The sequence below is a fragment of the Bacillus sp. FSL K6-0268 genome (assembly GCF_038005425.1).
Lineage (GTDB): Bacteria > Bacillota > Bacilli > Bacillales > Bacillaceae_G > Bacillus_A > Bacillus_A thuringiensis_S.
The window spans coordinates 811,804-829,088 of sequence record NZ_JBBOTF010000001.1; the positions used below are offsets into that span (position 1 = coordinate 811,804).

The following is a 17,285-nucleotide window of genomic DNA, read 5'->3' on the forward strand; positions in this document are numbered from 1 at the left end:
ATTTACTCCCCCTTATACATCGGTTTACGTTTTTCTTTGAATGCCTGTAATCCTTCTATTCGATCTTTCGTATGGATTACACCTTCATACGCTTGTTTTTCCATTTGTAATCCGGTATGTAAATCAACTTGAATACCATTTGAAATTGCCTCTTTTGCTAATCGAACAGCAATAGGTCCATTACTAGCAATTTTCTCTGCTATTTCAATCGCTTTCTCTTCAAGTAAATTAGCTGGTACAACAAATTCTACTAAACCATATTCTTTTGCTTCTTGCGCTGAAATACGTCTACCTGTATAAATTAATTCTTTCGCTCTACCAACTCCAATTAATCTTGGTAAGCGCTGTGTACCACCTGCTCCTGGTATAATTGCAAGTGTCGTTTCAGTAAGACCAAGACTTGCAGATTCAGCAGCAATTCTAAAATCACAAGCTAAACTTAATTCCGTACCACCACCAAGTGCGATTCCATTTATAGCAGCAATAACTGGCTGTGGTAATTGTTCAACCATCTCCATAGTAGTGCGAATCATACTAACAGCATGACGAACTTGTTCTTCATTCATATCGGCACGCTCTTTTAAATCTGCACCAGCACAAAATGCTTTTTCACCAGCACCAGTCAAAATAACTACACGTGCGCTTGAATCTTCACTTATTTGAGTTAATATAGTTTGTAATTCATCTAATAATGCCAAAGATAATGAGTTTGCTTGTCTCGCACGATTTAACGAAATCTTTACTACGTGAGGTGTTACGTAATCAACGGAAATGTTTTGTAATTGTAGCATCTACTCACCTACTTATCGTTTTATGTTGAAGCGCTCTATACACATGACTCGGTAATTGGATATTTAACTTACTTTGAATAAATTGACTAGCTCTCAATAACTTTTCTTCGTCTATATTCGTTTGGACTCCTAATTTATGGAGCATATGTACTAGGTCATCAGTAGCAACATTACCTGATGCTCCTGGTGCATAAGGGCAGCCCCCGAGCCCACCACAAGAACTATCAAACGTTGTAATACCGTATTCTAATGATTTAACTACATTCGCTAGAGCCATTCCATACGTATTATGAAAATGCATTGCAAACTGCGAAGCATCATACTTCTTTAATAGGTGTTCTAATACTTGTTCTACTTGTAATGGATTCGCTACACCGATTGTATCCCCAAGAGAAACTTCATAAATGCCGTATGAAAACAGTTGATTACATAATTCGTCAACTGCTGTAGCACTTATATCCCCTTCATAAGGACATCCAAATACAGTAGAAACATAGCCTCTTACCTTTTTCCCTTCGAATAATGCCTGTTTTGTTATATCTTCAATTACAACTAATGCTTCTTTAATCGATTTATTAATATTACTTTTATTATGAGATTCACTTGCTGATAAAAAAACATTCACCTCATCTACATTTTGCAAAAAAGCTCGTTCCAAACCATTTTGATTCGGAACAAGCGCAGCATATGTAACATTTGGATCCCTTTTCAGCTCAGAAAATACATCATTTGCATCTGCTAATGCAGGGACCCATTTTGGGTGAACGAATGAGGAAACTTCAACATACGACAATCCTGCTTCTGTAAGTAGTTGAATCCATTTTACTTTATCTTTTGTGCCAACAATCTTTTTTTCATTTTGTAAGCCATCACGTGGCCCGACTTCTTTAATGACAGCAAAATTAGGTAGTTTCAATTCGCTTCCCCCTATATCTCCCTATTCAATTTCTAATAATACATCTCCTTCATTTACAAAATCGCCTTCTTGCACATTAATTTTCATAACTGTGCCGGCTTCTTCTGAAATGATTGGAATTTCCATTTTCATAGATTCCAAAATGACGACATCCTGCTCTTCCTCTACTGTATCTCCTACTCCTACAACAATCTTCCAAACGTTTCCTGCCATCGATGCGTATACTTTCGTCATCATTTTTTCCCCCTTAATATTGTTAAATCTTATTTTTTAACGAGTTGTTTCGTTACAAAACCCGTTGTATAAATACCCTCTTTGAACACTTCGTCTTCCAAAACTTGCAGTAGCATTGGCGTGTTCGTTTTAATACCTTCTACTTTTAATTCTTCTAGAGCATCATGTAATTTCGAAATTGCTTCTTCACGAGTCTCGCCATGTGCAATGACTTTCGCAATCATTGGATCATAGAAAGGTGTAATCGTTACATGATTTTCTAAGAAGTGATCGATCCGTACATTTGACGGTAATGTTAAATTTGTAATTTTCCCAGGTGATGGGAAGAATGTTTTCGGATCTTCTGCATAAATACGAGCTTCAATGGCATGACCACTACGTTTTACACCATCCTGAGTAAATGATAGTTTCTCTCCACTTGCGATAAGAAGTTGCTGTTCTACAAGGTCTAATCCCGTAATTTCTTCTGTCACTGGATGCTCTACTTGTAATCTCGTATTCATCTCTAAGAAATAGAAGTTCTTCTGATCATCTACAAGAAACTCAACTGTACCTGCATTTGTATAGCCAAGTGCTTTGGCAGCTTGTACAGCAACTTCTCCCATTGCCTTTCGTGTACCTTCATCTAAAAATGGTGAAGGTGCTTCTTCGATTACTTTTTGATTTCGGCGCTGCACCGAACATTCACGCTCCCATAAATACACTGTGTTACCATGTGTATCTGCTAAAAGCTGAATTTCAATATGATGCGCGTCTGCTATATATCGCTCTAAATACATTTCTCCGTTACCAAAAAAGTTTTGCGCTCTTGTTTTATTACTTTCAAACGCTTTGGTGAGCGTTTGCTCAGTTTCCATCAACTGCATACCAATGCCTCCGCCGCCTGCGGATGCCTTAAGCATTAATGGATAACCAATTTGTTTTGCAATTTCAATTGCTTCTTCAGCAGTTTCAATATTTGTAGTAATACCTGGGACTACTGGGACATCTGCTGCTTGCATTGCGATACGTGATTCGATTTTACTTCCCATCTTCGTAATGATTTCTTCTGAAGGACCGATAAATACGATTCCTTCTTCTTTGCAACGAACCGGAAAAGACGGATTCTCTGATAATAAACCATAACCTGGATGAATCGCTTCTGCATTTGTCTTCTTAGCTATTTCAATAATTTTTTCAAGGTTTAAATAACTTTCTTGAACACGCGGTCCACCTACTAAGTAAGCTTCATTTGCCATCTTCACATGAAGGGCATTTTCATCTGCTTCAGAATAAATAGCAACAGTGCGTATGCCAAGTTTTTGACAAGTTTTCATAATACGAACAGCAATTTCCCCGCGATTCGCAATTAATATTTTTTGAAACATAGTGATTCCTCCCTTTTATCTACATCCTAAATGTCTAGCAATTACGAGACGTTGAATTTCAGAAGTTCCTTCACCAATTTCTAATAGTTTCGCATCACGAATATGTCGTTCAACTTCATATTCACGCATATAACCATATCCACCATGAATCTGTACTGCTTGATTCGCAATACGGCTTGCTGCTTCCGATGCAAATAGTTTTGCCATTGCCGCTTCTTTGCCGAAAGGTTTATCGTTATCTTTTAACCAAGCTGCTTTATGTACTAAATTGCGTGCTAGCTCTACTTCAGTCGCCATATCAGCTAATTTAAATTGAATCGCTTGGAAATTAGAGATTGACTTTCCAAATTGTTGACGTTCTTTCGCATATTGCAATGCACGTTCAAAGGCTGATTGCGCAATACCAACTGCCAATGCTGCGATTGAAATACGCCCTCCATCAAGTGTATATAAAAATTGTTTAAAACCTTTATTTACATCACCAAGAATATTTTCTTTCGGTACACGCACACCATCAAGTACGATTTCACAAGTATTAGAAGCACGAACACCCATCTTATCGTATGGACTTGAAATCGTTAATCCTTCACTTGTAGTAGGCACGATAAATGCAGAAATACGTTTTCTACCATTCTCTTCAACGCCATTGACAGCGGTTACAATAATTGTATTTGCATACTCTGCGTTTGTAATCCAACACTTCTCACCACTGATTACATACTCATCGCCATCTAATACCGCTTTCGTTTGAGTACCACCTGCATCAGATCCAGCATTCGGCTCCGTTAATCCGAAGGCACCTAATGTTTTACCTGACGCCATTGGAACTAAATACTTTTGTTTTTGTTCTTCTGTACCGAAATAATAAATTGGAGAAGCACCTAATGAAATTGTTGCAGCATAGCTTAAACCAGTGCCACCACAAGCGCGACCAATTTCTTCAACTGCTAACGCATACGATACCGTATCGCCACCTGAACCTCCATACTCTTCTGGGAATGGGATGCCTAGTAATCCTAGTTCGCCCATTTTTTGAAATGTTTCATATGGAAACTCTGCAGTTTTGTCATAATATACAGCTTTCGGTGCGATTTCCTTTTCAGCAAAGTCACGTACCATTTCTTTAATCATTTGTTTTTCGCGAGTTAGAGTAAATTCCATTCCGCTACACACCCCTTATCGAATATTGAGTTTCGACAGCGTGCGAGTTTCTACTACAAACATAACAACTTAAAAGACAAGAATATTAGTTAGACAATTGCTATAATTCTGTCATAACTTAATTTTAAAACAGATTCTGTACTAATGCACAAAAAAATTCCTACATTGTTCTACAACAACATAGGAGGTTTTGTGTCGAATTATGTAATTTATTGTTTAATAATCTCTACCTTTTCCGGAATCAGAAATTTCTACTAATGCTTCAGGATATGGTTCGAAATATGTTTGTCTTAATAAATACTTTTCATCAAATCGAATAGCCCATGATTTTAAAATTGTAAGTAAACTACTAAGTGGTATTTTCTTTTCTGCATACTTTTGTAACAGTTCTATAAAATGATCTTTTTCTTGTTTTTTTAACTTTGTTTTAAAATATCCAAAAATGTGCTCGCATACATTTACATTCGATGTATAACGGGGCGCACGCATAAATAATTCATATAAAGTCTTCTCATAGTTTTCAAATACCACTTCAATCTTTTCATTTTTTTGATTTGCAATTATACGACCTAATTCCTTTTGTTTCACCTGATTATATGCCATAAATAAATATTTATTATCCGACTGAAACGATACAAGTTCTTTCATATTTTTATTGTGTTTAATCATTTTGTAATATGCGATTGTAAATAGCCTTGTAAAGAAATGCTCTCTAATAATAAAATTCGACAATCTACCTTCCTCTTCAATAGGAAGATGCGAAAATTTTTTTACTACTGCTCCGCCAAATAAGCCAGCTCCTTTTCCCTTTGCTGGCGCTTTTTCAAAACCAGAATAAATTTTCACATCACGCGTACCACAACTTGGTGAACGATTCTTTAAAATAAAACCATCCACATCCGGTATCGTTTGTAAAAAGTCATTTGAAAACTGCTCCATTTTTTCAGTTACATCTTCTCGTGTCGACGGTTGCACAAGTCTATTCTCACCATTTTCTTCTACAATTCGTATCGTTTCACGAGGAGTCCCCAATCCAATCTCGACTTCTGGACAAACAGGTATAAATGTAACAAATGGCTGCAAATTTCGTATTGTTACATCTGGAATCATCTCTCCATTATAACGACAAGCATCAAATTCTAAACATTTACTTACGACGATTGTAGGTTTTGCAAATTGTCGCATCTTATTACCTCCTTATTACTAGTCCGTATAATATAAATTGTACTAAGATTAACATTTTAAGCAAAGTTTGATTCAGTTATTTTTATGAGAAATATAAATCCAATGATACATTAACAATCATTCAACTCTATTTTCTATAAATGTGCGCCCTATTAATGAGGGTTTAGATATTGTGAAATGAATAATACACACATGCTTCGGAGAAATTAATGATTAAGAAAGGAGGGATTGTTATGAAAAAGAAATTATCATCTATTTTAAGTGTTTTAACACTATCTATTATGTTTTTAGGTACATCTACGCAAGCTGAATACGATGGAAATAATATGAATAGAGTTAATAACACTGATATTTCAACTCGAGTAAATGACAATAACTTAGACAGAGTTAATAATGATGTAAGAACTCGAAATGTAAATACAACAAATGATTTAAATGATAATCGTGATAAAAATAATAATTGGGCTTGGCTTGGTTTATTAGGACTAGCAGGATTATTAGGTCTTAGAAGAAGAGACAAAGAAACACGCTGATTTAGAATGTTTTTAGTAAACAAGCACTTATTTATCAAAAATATATAATGAAAATAAATCGCCTTTTTAAAGGCGATTTATTTTTACTTAAAAGTAATGTATGTAATTCACACTTCAACGATTAAATTCGTGGAGTTAATCCATACAATATAAATTGAATCGTATTTTCAATTTCCGCTTCATCATTCCATTTTTCTTCAGGCAATAATAAAAATCGTGTTAATAATAAACCTAATACAGCTGATAAAGTAAGACGTAGTACGGAAGATGGTGGTATCTCAATAATTTCCCCTTCTTCTTGAAATTTCACAATCAACTTTTTGAAATGTGAAAACAGTTCTGTTTCTACTAATTGCTGTATTTCATTTTTCAGTTCTGGTTGGAATGGCACCTCTTGAATTAATATTTTTATCATAGGAAAGTGTTTTTGAGCAAATTTAAACCTATTATGAATTACAACCCTTAAAAGTCCTTCGTATGATTCATACTCCGATTTAAATATTTCTTTTGCAAAGGTTTGTACGAAAAATGGTGCAGCGAACTTAGTTAAAGTTGGCATTACGACCGCTAGTAATAAATCTTTTTTCGTCTTATAGTAGCGGAAGATTGTTCCTTCCGCTACACCAGCCCGTTTTGCAATTTCACTTGTTGAAGTTGAAGCGTATCCTTTTTCTCCAAACATATCAACAGCCGCCTCTAATATTCGCATTTGACGTTCATTTCGTTTATCCGTATTAGTTGCAGCTATTAATTCCTCCAGCCAATCCTTCTGCATTTATAAAGCTCCTTTTTGTCATTATTATATTTTGCGATGTTTCTTTAAAGCAAATACGTTTCCTACTGCAAATAATATTGAAAAAAGTAATAATACAGTAAGATCTAATGCAATCTCTGTAAACCCTTGATTCCGAATCATCACTTGTCTCATTGCGTCAGCGCCGTATGTGAGTGGAAATACTTTCCCTAACATTTGTAGCCACTTGTTCATAGATTCCAATGGAAACAATCCAGAAAAGAAGATTTGTGGCACAATAACAAGCGGTATAAATTGAATCATTTGAAATTCATTATTTGCGTATGCCGATAAAAACGTACCTAATGTTAGTGCAGTTAAAGAGAGCATACATGTAATAAGTAGCGTTAGCCATATGGAGCCAGCTACGTATAAATCTAAAATATAAACGGAAAAGCTTACGATAATAATGGATTGTATAAAGGCAAAGATTCCAAAACCAATAATATAACCTGCGACTATTTCCCATCTTCTTACTGGGGTGGATAATAACCTTTCTAGCGTACCACTTAAACGTTCTCTTACGAAAGATACACCTGATAATATAAATACAAAGAAAAATGTAAAGAAACCAATTAATACAGGACCAAGCCCATCAAACATCGTAAAGTCTTTAGAGCCATGTAAATAATTTACTTCAGGTTTCATAATCGATACATCATTCTTCTCTGTGCTTTTTTGCAATACTTGAAGTACAGCACGATTTTTTGACGAATCACTACCTTCCAACAGAAGTTTCATTTTTCCATTCTCTATACGAAATACTGCATCTACCTTTTGTTTTTCCAACTCAGAAATCGCCTTTTCCTTACTGTATTCATAAATTGACGCTTCTTGATTTTTCATCATTTTTACTATTTGAGCAGGCATATCAACAACAGCAATTTGCGGTATATAGTCTTTCTGTGTAAACACTAGTGACAAAAGCCAAAGTAATAACATCGGTGCTCCAAACATCATTGCTAACGAACGCTTATCTCGAAAAAATTGACGAATAATACGTATAATTACACCAGTAACTCTCATGATGGCACCACCTCTTCCAGCAAAAAGACATCTTCAATCCGTCCAGATGACACGCGTTTTTTCAATTCTTCAGTTGTTCCAACCGCAACTAGTTTCCCTTCTCTAATTAATCCTAGACGCTCACAAAATTCAGCTTCATCCATAATGTGCGTCGTTACAATAATCGTTGTGCCTTTCTTTTTAAGATCATAAAATTTTTCCCAAATCGTTTTCCTAAGAAGCGGATCTATCCCCACTGTAGGCTCATCTAAAATTAATATTTCTGGTTCATGGAGGAGTGCTATTGCTAATGATAAGCGTTTTTTCATTCCACCTGAAAATTGTTGTACTTGCTTTTTCATATACTGTGACAATTGTACAAGTTCAAAAACCTCTACAATTCTTGTCTTTTTACTTTTTCCCTTTAATCCATACATCGTTGCTATAAAATCTGCATTTTCATATGCTGACAATTCTTCATATAATGCATCCGCCTGGGCCATATAACCAATTCGTTTCATTTCATTTAAATTAGGCATATTAGTATTATTAACAAGCACTTCACCTTTCGTTGCCTCATTAATACCTGCAATCATTTTAATGAGCGTTGTTTTCCCCGATCCAGAAGGTCCAACAAAACCAAAAATCTCTGCTTTTTCAACTTGCAATGAAAGATTGTGTAACACTTCTTTTTTTCCAAAACTTTTTGATACAGTCCGTAAAATAATTGAAGGTTGTTGCACGTTTCATCCTCCTTTTCCAATAAAAATGAGTGAGTACTCACTTTTATTTTACTCTTGCTTAATTATATGTCAAACTTCGTTGATTAGTATGTATGTTCAATCACCGATATTAAAAAATGAAACAGAGTCGACATTAGAATTTCATTTCCTAAAGTCGACTCTGGTTCATTTAAACTATAAATTTCACTTTACGTTTTTAAATTCATATACTTCCGAATTCTAGCAACGTCTAAAGAATATTCGATAACTAATTGCTGTAACGGTAAAATAACTGTGTCAGGATATAAATGTGCATATTGTAATGTTTCTGCATATTTTTCTAACCTTTTTTCTAAATATTTTATTATTTGATCAGGATGACTTACTAATAAACATTTACAATAATAATGTATTTGTTCCTCAATCGCCGTGTATTCTTCAATTTCATATTCTTTATGCATGTGTACACCCCTTTAAGTTTTTTACATGAATTACTTATCACAATTTTCACTCGACAAATTTTAAGTTTTTTGATTATTTACACTATAACAAACACTCAAGGTCAAATTTTGTTACTTTATGTAACGTAGAAAATTTTTAACAAAATTGTAATGTTAACTCCTGCAAAATACATAAAGCCCCTTTACTCATTTTTGTATAAAAAAAATCGTACAGCTTAATTTAGCTGCACGACTACAATTTCTGGCCTATTCAAAATCCTTTGCGGAATGATACTATTTCCTAATCCTCTACTCACTACCATTGATGTATTTTGTTCTACATATAAACCCGCTGTATATTTAGGTAAAACACCTTGATTTGGCGCAACTAATCCTCCGATAAATGGCAATCTAACTTGCCCTCCATGAGCATGTCCCGATAAAACCAAATCCAACCTCTCATTCGTATATTCCTTTATAAATTCAGGCCGATGGGATAATAATACATTATATTTATCTGGCTGCATTTCAATTTTCGCTTTTTTAATTTCATCTATTATAATATTTCCTTCATCACGGTTTCCAGTAACAAACTCTGGATCATCAATACCTAGCAAGTTTATTTCTTGCTCACCCTTTCGAATGCCTACATGTTCATTCCTTAAAACATTGACATCATATTTCTTCAACTCTTTTTCTAAATTGTTATACTTTCCAGACCATTGTTCATGGTTTCCTGTCACAAAATATACAGGATATTTCTTTACAATTTCTCGTATTAATTGCATACTAACTTCTGCATCGTATGATTTACTGTCAATTAAATCACCCGTAATCGCAATAATATCTGGGTCTATACTTTTTATTTTTTGAATTAACACATCTTGATTATCGCCAAATTTTTTATTGTGTAAGTCTGAAATTTGTAGAATTTTATACCCTTTAAAAGAGGATGGTATTTTACTAGAGGTTATTTTAACCTCAGTTATACTTATTAAATTGTTCTGTAAATATAAAAAGATTGTAAAACCTACTAATATACAAATAATCATTACGATTCTATTAATCTTTTTTTTCATATTTTCTCCTTTATATTCTCATCAAACACTTCTATATGCTAACTGAATTATATTATACTTTCTTGAAATTTATTTAAATTAATAAAATAATACAGTACAGAAAATTTCATATGAGATACGTCATATATATTCGTTATATTTTTACTTTTACCTTTTTAATAATAAGAACACAAAAACGACTCTTATCACACGAAAAGAGTCGTTTTCTAACTTTATACTTTTAATACTTTTATGTTAAAAATGCGAAAACTAAAATACTATTACCTAAGAGCCTTAACTATAACTTCCGTTGCCTCTGCAATGAGTTGATTATCATAGCTAGCCTCTTTCTCATCTTTACTAGATAAAATTGCGATGATAATTGGTGCTCTATTCGGAGGCCAAACGATAGCAATATCATTTCTTGTTCCGTAACTGCCAGCACCTGATTTATCTCCAACTACCCAGTCAGTTGGTACGCCTGCACGAATAAGTTTGTCCCCTGTAGCATTTCCTTTCATCCACTCTGTAAGAATTTTACGTTTTTCAGCTGGAAGTGCATTTCCGACCGTAAAAGCTTTAAGATTCGTAGCAATTGCTTTCGCTGTACTAGTGTCACGAATGTCTCCTGGAATAGCTTCGTTTAATTCTGTTTCAAAGCGATCAGACATAGTAACCCGATCCCCCATCTTTCTAAGCGCTTTTTCATATCCTTTAGGTCCGCCTATTTTATTAAATAAAATGTTCCCTGCAGTATTATCACTTGAACGAACAGCAGCCTCAGCAATTTCTCCTAGTTTCATTCCAGTATCTACATGTTTCTCTGTAACAGGTGAATAATCCACTAAGTCTTCTTTCGTAAATGTGATTACTTCATTTAATGTATCAATTGAGTTTTGCTGTAGTAATACTCCTGCTGCTAAAGCCTTGTAGGTTGATGCGAAGGCAAATCTTTCGTTAGATCGATAAGAAATTGTTTGATTTGTACCAGTATCAATCGCATATACACCTACTCGAGTATCAAATTTTTTCTCAAGTTGAGAGAACTCTTTATGCGTCGCCTGATTTTTATGTTTCACTTGTCCAGTCTTTTCTTTCGCTTCAACTTGCAGTGCCCCTCCTGTAAAAGCTTCTAGGCTTGTAATACTTAAACCTAATATACCAACGCATATTCCTATTTTTAGCATCCTCTTATTTTTCAAAATCATCATTCCTTCCAAATTTTTAGCACCTTTTTATACGTACACATAATAGACAATCACCGAACCAAATTTGTTCCATAAACTAAAAAAATTATAGCTAGTATGAGAGTTATTAACAAAATAAGAGATAGTAGCTACGACGCCTCTATCTCCTATTTCATATTTCATTTTTTTACTTATAAATGGCTTTATATGAACAGGTTCTTTCCCTGAGAAAAGTACTCTAATTTTGCTTAGAACTACCTGTACTAGTAGCTTCACCATGTATACGTTGCTGTTTTAAATCAAAGTATACATCTAATACTTCCTTTCCGATTATAGAATTAATTCCATTTTTATCATCATGAAGCCATGGAACTACTACGGAAAATGCTACTTCTGGATTATCATATGGAGCATATCCAACTAACGTTAAGTTGTAACATTCCATACGTTCTCCTTTTGCATTTCTACCAATCGGGTCATCTCCACCATATACAGTTTGGGCTGTTCCTGTCTTTCCTGCTGGTTTATATGGCGCGTTTTTGAAATATTTCACGCCAGTTCCATCACCTTCTTGGAATACCCATCTAAACCCTTCTTTTATCCGATCAATGTGTTCTTTCTTCATATCAATTCGATTTAATACGACAGGCTCTATGGAACGTATAACTTTGCCAACCTCTTCTTTTATTGATTGTTCTCGTATTTCTTGTACAATTTGAGGTTGCATTCTATAACCACCATTCGCAATCGTTGAAATATATTGCGCTAATTGCAACGGCGTATACGTATCATACTGACCGATAGAAAAATCTAGTAAAAACCCAGGTTGACTATCTACTTTTCTCGTTTGTCCAATTATTTCATTCGGTAAATCAATACCTGTTGGGACACCTAAACCAAATTGCTTGAAATAATAGCGCATCGTATCAAATGCTCCTTGCTTAATATCCAATGAGCCATTTGGTACGTAATTAACTCCCGCAATTTTTAAAGCTGTCTGGAACATGTATACATTCGAAGATACTTGTAAAGCCCGTAAATCATTAATATTACCAAATCCGGATACATTCCACGATTTCTTAGCTTGTGTACCTTTAAATTTCATCGGCGCGTCATAAAATTGATCTCCTGGATGTATTGCGCCTGTCTCATATCCAGTTAATAAAGTAGCACCTTTTACAGCTGACCCTAGCTCATACGAAGTTGTCATGTTTCCTAATGCCAAATCCTCAACTTCTATTTTCCCTTCTTTTTCTACAATCTTTTTGCCTGCCATTGATAAAATTTGTCCGTTATTTGGATTCGTCATGACAACAAAAGCTCGATCGAGCAGTGGCTCTGAACTCTTAAAAGCTCTCAAGTTTTTCTCTATACTTTCTTCCACTTTCTTTTGTAATTCCATATCAATCGTTAATGTTAAACTATTACCACTTTTTCCTTTAGAGATTATTTCTGTGCTAACAATGTTTCCTGATTTATCAGTAATATTTTTCACTTCTTCTTTTGTGCCGTGTAATACATCTTCATATCGTTGTTCAATATAACTTTTTCCAACACGATCATTACGGTTATATCCACGTACTAAATAAGAATCTAAATTTTCTTTCGGTAATCCTTCTTCACTACTCGTAATATTTCCTAATACAGAACGAAATAAATTACCGTTTACATAATTACGTTCCCAATCAACAGTTGCATCTACTCCTGGAAAATTCGCAAGATTTTCGCTTATCCGCGCATACTCTTCATCTGTTACATCTTTTTTAATGATTTGTGGTGTTAGTTGATAACCTGAACTCATTTTACTTTTAATAGCTAACACCTTTAAATCTTGTGCTGTTAATTCTGCTAATTCTACCTCTGTAACACGACCTCGTCTTAAGTCTTCTATTTTTTTATCTAACTCTTTTCCCTCTATACCCTTTTCTTTAAACTTTTCTATATCTTTCTTAGTAATCTTTGTCTCCGCACGTTTCGAATTCAACTGCATCCAAAAATCTTTTTTATCGATATCTGTTAATTTATTTATATCTTGTTCAGGCATTTCAAGTACTTTCGCCAAGTCTTTTGCTGTTTTTAAAATATCTTCACTCGTAATTCCCTTCATCCTTGTATACGTAATTGTGCGAAGAGATTTATTATTAACAACTGTTTTCCCTTCTCGATCTAAAATTTGTCCACGTGGAACTGGAATACTAGTTATTGCATTTTGACTACTTTCCACTTGGTTCTTATAAGCCTCTCCCTCAACGATTTGTACCTTTCCTAGCTGCATAATAATAGCTGAGAATAGTACAAATATGCAAAGGAACATTATATTTAATCGAATAGATATATATGTCTTCTGCTTCTTGCCTTTTTGTTCTTTCATAAATCCTCCATTTAATCCTTTCAGAAATTGCTACAAATACTAAAAGCATTCCTTATATATTAGATACCGATAATCGGTTATAAATATTGCCTCAATTTTTTGCTTAATCCTTGTAAGCAACCATTTCTTTTCGTTTAGATACGGAATTAATAACTCTCCCTTCCTGTTTTCTCTCTATTTTTTTGCCACTTGCATGAGAAGTGCTAAACTGTATAATGACCCTTATCAAACTTACATATAAACTTGCTAGTAAATTTTCATGCTAATTATTCCTTTCTTCATGCTGTAATACTTAATAGACAACCTAAACAATAAAGTTGTTCCACATTTACAAAAAAAATAATTAAATATAAGATGAAATAGGCTACATAAGGGAGGGTTATATGTTACATATAAAAAGATGGAGATTTTTTGCGGTTTTTTCTATCGTAGGTTTGATTTTACTAATTTTATTAAAAATCAACTTCATTTCAATTACTATCGCAACTTCTTCAGCTGAAAGAGGAAAGATTTTTGATCAAAATGGTGTAATACTAGCTACAAATAAGAAAGTTAAGTCTCTATATTGCACTTCTAATGACGAAAAGCTATCGAAACAAGATACATCAAACACATTAGCTTTTTTTAATCAATTTTCAAGCGAATTTCAACATGATATTTCTACAGAGAACATAAAATCTCAATTACAACAATCTTGTAAAAAGCAGACTATGAATGATATACCGTTATACTCTGATATAACTGAAAATGAACTTGCATTCATAAACAAAAACAAACCCAATAATGTAATAATTAAAAATGAATGGATTCGATATTATCCTAAACACGAAATTGGTTCACAAGTAATTGGGTATGTAGAAAATGACCTTAATTCAAAGCATAAGGCTGTTGGAAAAAGCGGGATTGAGCTGCAATATGAAAATGATTTAAAAGGAAAACCAGGTAAAACTCTTATTTTTAAATTGAATAATAAAAAATTCTTATGGAATATTCAAACAGTACAAAAAGGTAAAGATGTACGGCTAGCTTTAGACTCTGAGTTGCAGCAAAAGGCAGAAGAAGCATTAAGATCTCAAATTAAGAAAACACCTGATGCTAAAGCTGGTTATGCTGTAGTAAGCGATGCAAAAACTGGCGCAATTTTAACTATGGCCAACACGGCAGTTTTTGATCCAAATATATTAAATACACGTATATCTTCTAGAAAAGAAAACATTAACTCTCTTTCGCAAAATAAAGCAATTCAAAAATTAAAGTATGGTGAATCTTATGTAAATATGGCTTCTACTATAAAACCACTCACTATTTTAATTGGATTAAACGAAAAGCTTTTCCAACCCGAAGATACTTATTTAGATAAAGGGACTTTTCAGTATGATAATCAAAATAACATTACGAATGCACCTGGAACGCCAACAGGTGAGATTACACCGAGGCAGGCTATCATTAATTCATCTAACACATTTATGACAGCAAAAGTAGCTCTGCCCCTATTCAACCAAAATAATGGGAATATAGAAAAAGTGGCACATATATGGACAGATTATTTAATACAATTCGGCCTACGTTCTAAAACCGGGATTGATTTACCCTTTGAAGAAGACGGACAATATGAATTCCACCCATCTAATAAGTTTGAAAATGGAATCTCCGCTTTATTAAACGCCTCTTGGGGAGGAAATGAAGTGCATACCCCTCTTCAACTCGCTCAATATGCAGCAACTTTGGCAAGTAAAGGTGATAAATATAAACCTCAAACTGTAAGTGCAATTATTAGTCCGGACGGTAAGGAAACAAAAAAGTTTAAACCAATTTTAGAAAGTTCAAATCGTTACCCGATGAACTTTTGGAGTGTCGTGCAAGGTGGAATGAGTCAAAATATAGAGGAAATTAAAAAGTTGCCTTTTGACGTCGCAGGTAAAACAGGTATTACAGGCTTTCCAAATGAGCAAGAAAGAATGATAAATCATTCTCTTTTCATTGCATATGCTCCTACTGAAGATCCACAAATTGCCGTTTCTGTCGTTATTCCTGGTAGTAATTCAGAAAAAAACATTGCCGCTCTCGTTACATCAGAAATTTTAGAGTCTTGGCATACACTTCAAAAAGAGAATAAAAACAAAGAGGAAGGTTCATTAAAGTGAACCTTCCTCTTTTACCAAATAGAATCTATATTTATTATTTTCCATTCACCATTATCATTTTTTTCGAACATAAATGAATACTTAATATCAGTTAAAACATACTCTTTTTGTACGTATCCAGTATTGCCATTAATTGTCGATATTTTTATATATCCATCATTTTGCACTTTTTCTGGAATCCAAGCTTTTACCATTTCATTAGATACTTCATATAACACTTGTGATTCTCGTTTTGGTTCAGCTAAAATTTTCGTTTTATTTCCAGTAACCGTTGCATATATAAAATGCGCTTGCTTTGGTTGGTTACTTTCTGTCAATCCACTTGGTACTTTGTATACTTTTTTTGTATCATTTGCAAACTCTCCCCCCATTGTAAGAGCGACTTGCAACTCATGAAAAATATCTTCATCAAACTTCAGTTCATCCTTCTTATAACTCTTCCCTTTAAATAGAACTTCATCATTTAACGCTTTGTACAGGTCATTTTCATTTTTCGAGTTCGTACTTTGATATAGTTCATTCATAAATTGTTTTAATGATGGATCTTGAGCAGACTCATCTTTTGTTTTAGGCTTAATTTGAGTACTACTTTGTACCGGTGATTTATTATCATCAAGCCAAGGTTGTTGAACAATGAAAAATAACATTGTACAAACTAAAACAACTACAATTGGTAATGCTTTTTTACGAAATGGTCTTTTATGTTTTACAAAATCCACTTCATTATTTTCATATATAGACTGCTTTATTTTAGAAATAAATTCTTCTTCATCTTTACGATTCTCCATTGGCCCTTTTTTTATTTTTCTATACCAGTCAGGATTTTGTTTATTGTTCATCACTACTACCCTCCCCTATTAATTTTGAAACCTTACTTCTCGCTCTACTTAATCTCGATTTTACAGTTCCAATGGATACTCCTAATGTTTCAGCCATTTCTTCATAAGATAATTCATATTTTGCGTCCAATATAATTATTTCACGGTGCTTTTTAGGTAGTTCTAATACAACCTTCCACACATCATTCATTTCTTCTTGCTTAAAAAATTCTTGTTCTGCTGACAGGGATTGCTTATCGTCACTAAAAAATCCTATTAAAGATATCCTTTTAAAATAGGAGGATTTCAAATAGTTTATTGCCGTATTTCTTGTGATTTTTAATATCCACGTTTTAATAGATGACTCCTTTCGAAATGAATTCCAATTTTTAAACACCTTTATAAATACATCTTGCGTGATATCATCTGATAAGTGTGGATCTTTCGTAATAATAAATGAATAATTCCATACATCTTGCCAATAGTCTTTTATAACATAGTCCAGCTCATCATGATTACACTTTTCAATAAACGTCTGTTCCATTTCCACACCTCAAACT

Annotated in this window: 17 protein-coding genes; 2 read left to right on the forward strand and 15 right to left on the reverse strand. The window is 33.8% G+C overall.

Annotated features, from left to right (window positions below; translation table 11 throughout):
• Positions 1-2: 2 nt before the first annotated feature.
• From MHI28_RS04125 to MHI28_RS04150, 6 genes are all read right to left on the reverse strand, one after another.
• Positions 3-791, reverse strand: a complete 789-nt coding sequence (locus MHI28_RS04125; protein WP_000939799.1) for an enoyl-CoA hydratase — start codon at positions 789-791, stop codon at positions 3-5.
• 4 nt (positions 792-795) lie between these two features.
• A complete protein-coding gene (mvaB, locus tag MHI28_RS04130; RefSeq protein ID WP_000775428.1) occupies positions 796-1,707 on the reverse strand; it encodes a hydroxymethylglutaryl-CoA lyase in 912 nt (303 codons plus the stop codon).
• A gap of 21 nt (positions 1,708-1,728) precedes the next feature.
• Entirely contained in the window at positions 1,729-1,944 is a 216-nt protein-coding gene (locus tag MHI28_RS04135) for an acetyl-CoA carboxylase biotin carboxyl carrier protein subunit (RefSeq protein WP_001987345.1), read from the reverse strand.
• A gap of 26 nt (positions 1,945-1,970) precedes the next feature.
• Positions 1,971-3,308: an acetyl-CoA carboxylase biotin carboxylase subunit gene (locus MHI28_RS04140; protein WP_000486744.1), complete on the reverse strand. Its 1,338-nt coding sequence runs from the start codon at positions 3,306-3,308 to the stop codon at positions 1,971-1,973.
• 15 nt (positions 3,309-3,323) lie between these two features.
• Positions 3,324-4,469, reverse strand: a complete 1,146-nt coding sequence (locus MHI28_RS04145) for an acyl-CoA dehydrogenase (protein WP_000397282.1) — start codon at positions 4,467-4,469, stop codon at positions 3,324-3,326.
• Positions 4,470-4,685: 216 nt separating this feature from the next.
• Positions 4,686-5,654: a YbgA family protein gene (locus MHI28_RS04150; RefSeq protein ID WP_001248638.1), complete on the reverse strand. Its 969-nt coding sequence runs from the start codon at positions 5,652-5,654 to the stop codon at positions 4,686-4,688.
• A gap of 233 nt (positions 5,655-5,887) precedes the next feature.
• Between MHI28_RS04150 and MHI28_RS04155 the strand changes: the two genes are divergently transcribed.
• Positions 5,888-6,187: a WGxxGxxG family protein gene (locus tag MHI28_RS04155; RefSeq protein WP_000728159.1), complete on the forward strand. Its 300-nt coding sequence runs from the start codon at positions 5,888-5,890 to the stop codon at positions 6,185-6,187.
• 121 nt (positions 6,188-6,308) lie between these two features.
• Here MHI28_RS04155 and MHI28_RS04160 read toward each other — a convergent pair whose 3' ends face one another.
• From MHI28_RS04160 to MHI28_RS04190, 7 genes are all read right to left on the reverse strand, one after another.
• Positions 6,309-6,962: a TetR/AcrR family transcriptional regulator gene (locus MHI28_RS04160; RefSeq protein WP_001168192.1), complete on the reverse strand. Its 654-nt coding sequence runs from the start codon at positions 6,960-6,962 to the stop codon at positions 6,309-6,311.
• A 24-nt stretch (positions 6,963-6,986) separates the two neighbouring features.
• Positions 6,987-8,006 carry an ABC transporter permease gene (locus tag MHI28_RS04165; RefSeq protein WP_001266715.1) on the reverse strand — a complete coding sequence of 340 codons (1,020 nt, stop codon included), beginning with the start codon at positions 8,004-8,006 and terminating at the stop codon, positions 6,987-6,989.
• Positions 8,003-8,728, reverse strand: a complete 726-nt coding sequence (locus MHI28_RS04170) for an ABC transporter ATP-binding protein (protein ID WP_340827635.1) — start codon at positions 8,726-8,728, stop codon at positions 8,003-8,005. The genes MHI28_RS04165 and MHI28_RS04170 overlap by 4 nt, the downstream gene beginning before the upstream one ends.
• 188 nt (positions 8,729-8,916) lie before the next feature.
• Complete coding sequence (locus MHI28_RS04175; RefSeq protein WP_000548621.1) at positions 8,917-9,168, reverse strand: hypothetical protein; 252 nt, start codon at positions 9,166-9,168, stop codon at positions 8,917-8,919.
• A 215-nt stretch (positions 9,169-9,383) separates the two neighbouring features.
• Positions 9,384-10,226, reverse strand: coding sequence for a metallophosphoesterase (locus MHI28_RS04180; RefSeq protein WP_000727189.1), 843 nt, complete (start codon positions 10,224-10,226; stop codon positions 9,384-9,386).
• Positions 10,227-10,486: 260 nt separating this feature from the next.
• A complete protein-coding gene (gene bla, locus MHI28_RS04185; protein ID WP_142287147.1) occupies positions 10,487-11,413 on the reverse strand; it encodes a class A beta-lactamase Bla1 in 927 nt (308 codons plus the stop codon).
• Between the two features lie 217 nt (positions 11,414-11,630).
• Entirely contained in the window at positions 11,631-13,763 is a 2,133-nt protein-coding gene (locus MHI28_RS04190) for a peptidoglycan D,D-transpeptidase FtsI family protein (protein WP_000662984.1), read from the reverse strand.
• A 383-nt stretch (positions 13,764-14,146) separates the two neighbouring features.
• Between MHI28_RS04190 and MHI28_RS04195 the strand changes: the two genes are divergently transcribed.
• Complete coding sequence (locus tag MHI28_RS04195) at positions 14,147-15,907, forward strand: peptidoglycan D,D-transpeptidase FtsI family protein (RefSeq protein WP_000902383.1); 1,761 nt, start codon at positions 14,147-14,149, stop codon at positions 15,905-15,907.
• Between the two features lie 11 nt (positions 15,908-15,918).
• On the opposite strand, the gene MHI28_RS04200 is transcribed toward MHI28_RS04195, so the two are convergent.
• Positions 15,919-16,746 (reverse strand): SH3 domain-containing protein, encoded by an 828-nt coding sequence (locus tag MHI28_RS04200; RefSeq protein ID WP_001060761.1) that lies wholly within the window; start codon positions 16,744-16,746, stop codon positions 15,919-15,921.
• Positions 16,736-17,269, reverse strand: a complete 534-nt coding sequence (locus MHI28_RS04205; protein WP_000438327.1) for an RNA polymerase sigma factor — start codon at positions 17,267-17,269, stop codon at positions 16,736-16,738. Before MHI28_RS04205 ends, MHI28_RS04200 begins: the two co-directional genes overlap by 11 nt.
• Positions 17,270-17,285 lie beyond the last annotated feature (16 nt).

Coding starts and splice junctions, on each gene's coding strand:
- MHI28_RS04165 (WP_001266715.1), bottom strand. CDS start 8,006: ATGAGAGTTACTGGTGTAATTATACGTATTATTCGTCAATTTTTTCGA.
- MHI28_RS04135 (WP_001987345.1), bottom strand. CDS start 1,944: ATGATGACGAAAGTATACGCATCGATGGCAGGAAACGTTTGGAAGATT.
- bla (WP_142287147.1), bottom strand. CDS start 11,413: ATGATTTTGAAAAATAAGAGGATGCTAAAAATAGGAATATGCGTTGGT.
- MHI28_RS04195 (WP_000902383.1), top strand. CDS start 14,147: ATGTTACATATAAAAAGATGGAGATTTTTTGCGGTTTTTTCTATCGTA.
- MHI28_RS04125 (WP_000939799.1), bottom strand. CDS start 791: ATGCTACAATTACAAAACATTTCCGTTGATTACGTAACACCTCACGTA.
- MHI28_RS04140 (WP_000486744.1), bottom strand. CDS start 3,308: ATGTTTCAAAAAATATTAATTGCGAATCGCGGGGAAATTGCTGTTCGT.
- MHI28_RS04205 (WP_000438327.1), bottom strand. CDS start 17,269: ATGGAACAGACGTTTATTGAAAAGTGTAATCATGATGAGCTGGACTAT.
- MHI28_RS04190 (WP_000662984.1), bottom strand. CDS start 13,763: ATGAAAGAACAAAAAGGCAAGAAGCAGAAGACATATATATCTATTCGA.
- MHI28_RS04155 (WP_000728159.1), top strand. CDS start 5,888: ATGAAAAAGAAATTATCATCTATTTTAAGTGTTTTAACACTATCTATT.
- MHI28_RS04145 (WP_000397282.1), bottom strand. CDS start 4,469: ATGGAATTTACTCTAACTCGCGAAAAACAAATGATTAAAGAAATGGTA.
- MHI28_RS04200 (WP_001060761.1), bottom strand. CDS start 16,746: ATGAACAATAAACAAAATCCTGACTGGTATAGAAAAATAAAAAAAGGG.
- MHI28_RS04180 (WP_000727189.1), bottom strand. CDS start 10,226: ATGAAAAAAAAGATTAATAGAATCGTAATGATTATTTGTATATTAGTA.
- MHI28_RS04175 (WP_000548621.1), bottom strand. CDS start 9,168: ATGCATAAAGAATATGAAATTGAAGAATACACGGCGATTGAGGAACAA.
- MHI28_RS04160 (WP_001168192.1), bottom strand. CDS start 6,962: ATGCAGAAGGATTGGCTGGAGGAATTAATAGCTGCAACTAATACGGAT.
- MHI28_RS04150 (WP_001248638.1), bottom strand. CDS start 5,654: ATGCGACAATTTGCAAAACCTACAATCGTCGTAAGTAAATGTTTAGAA.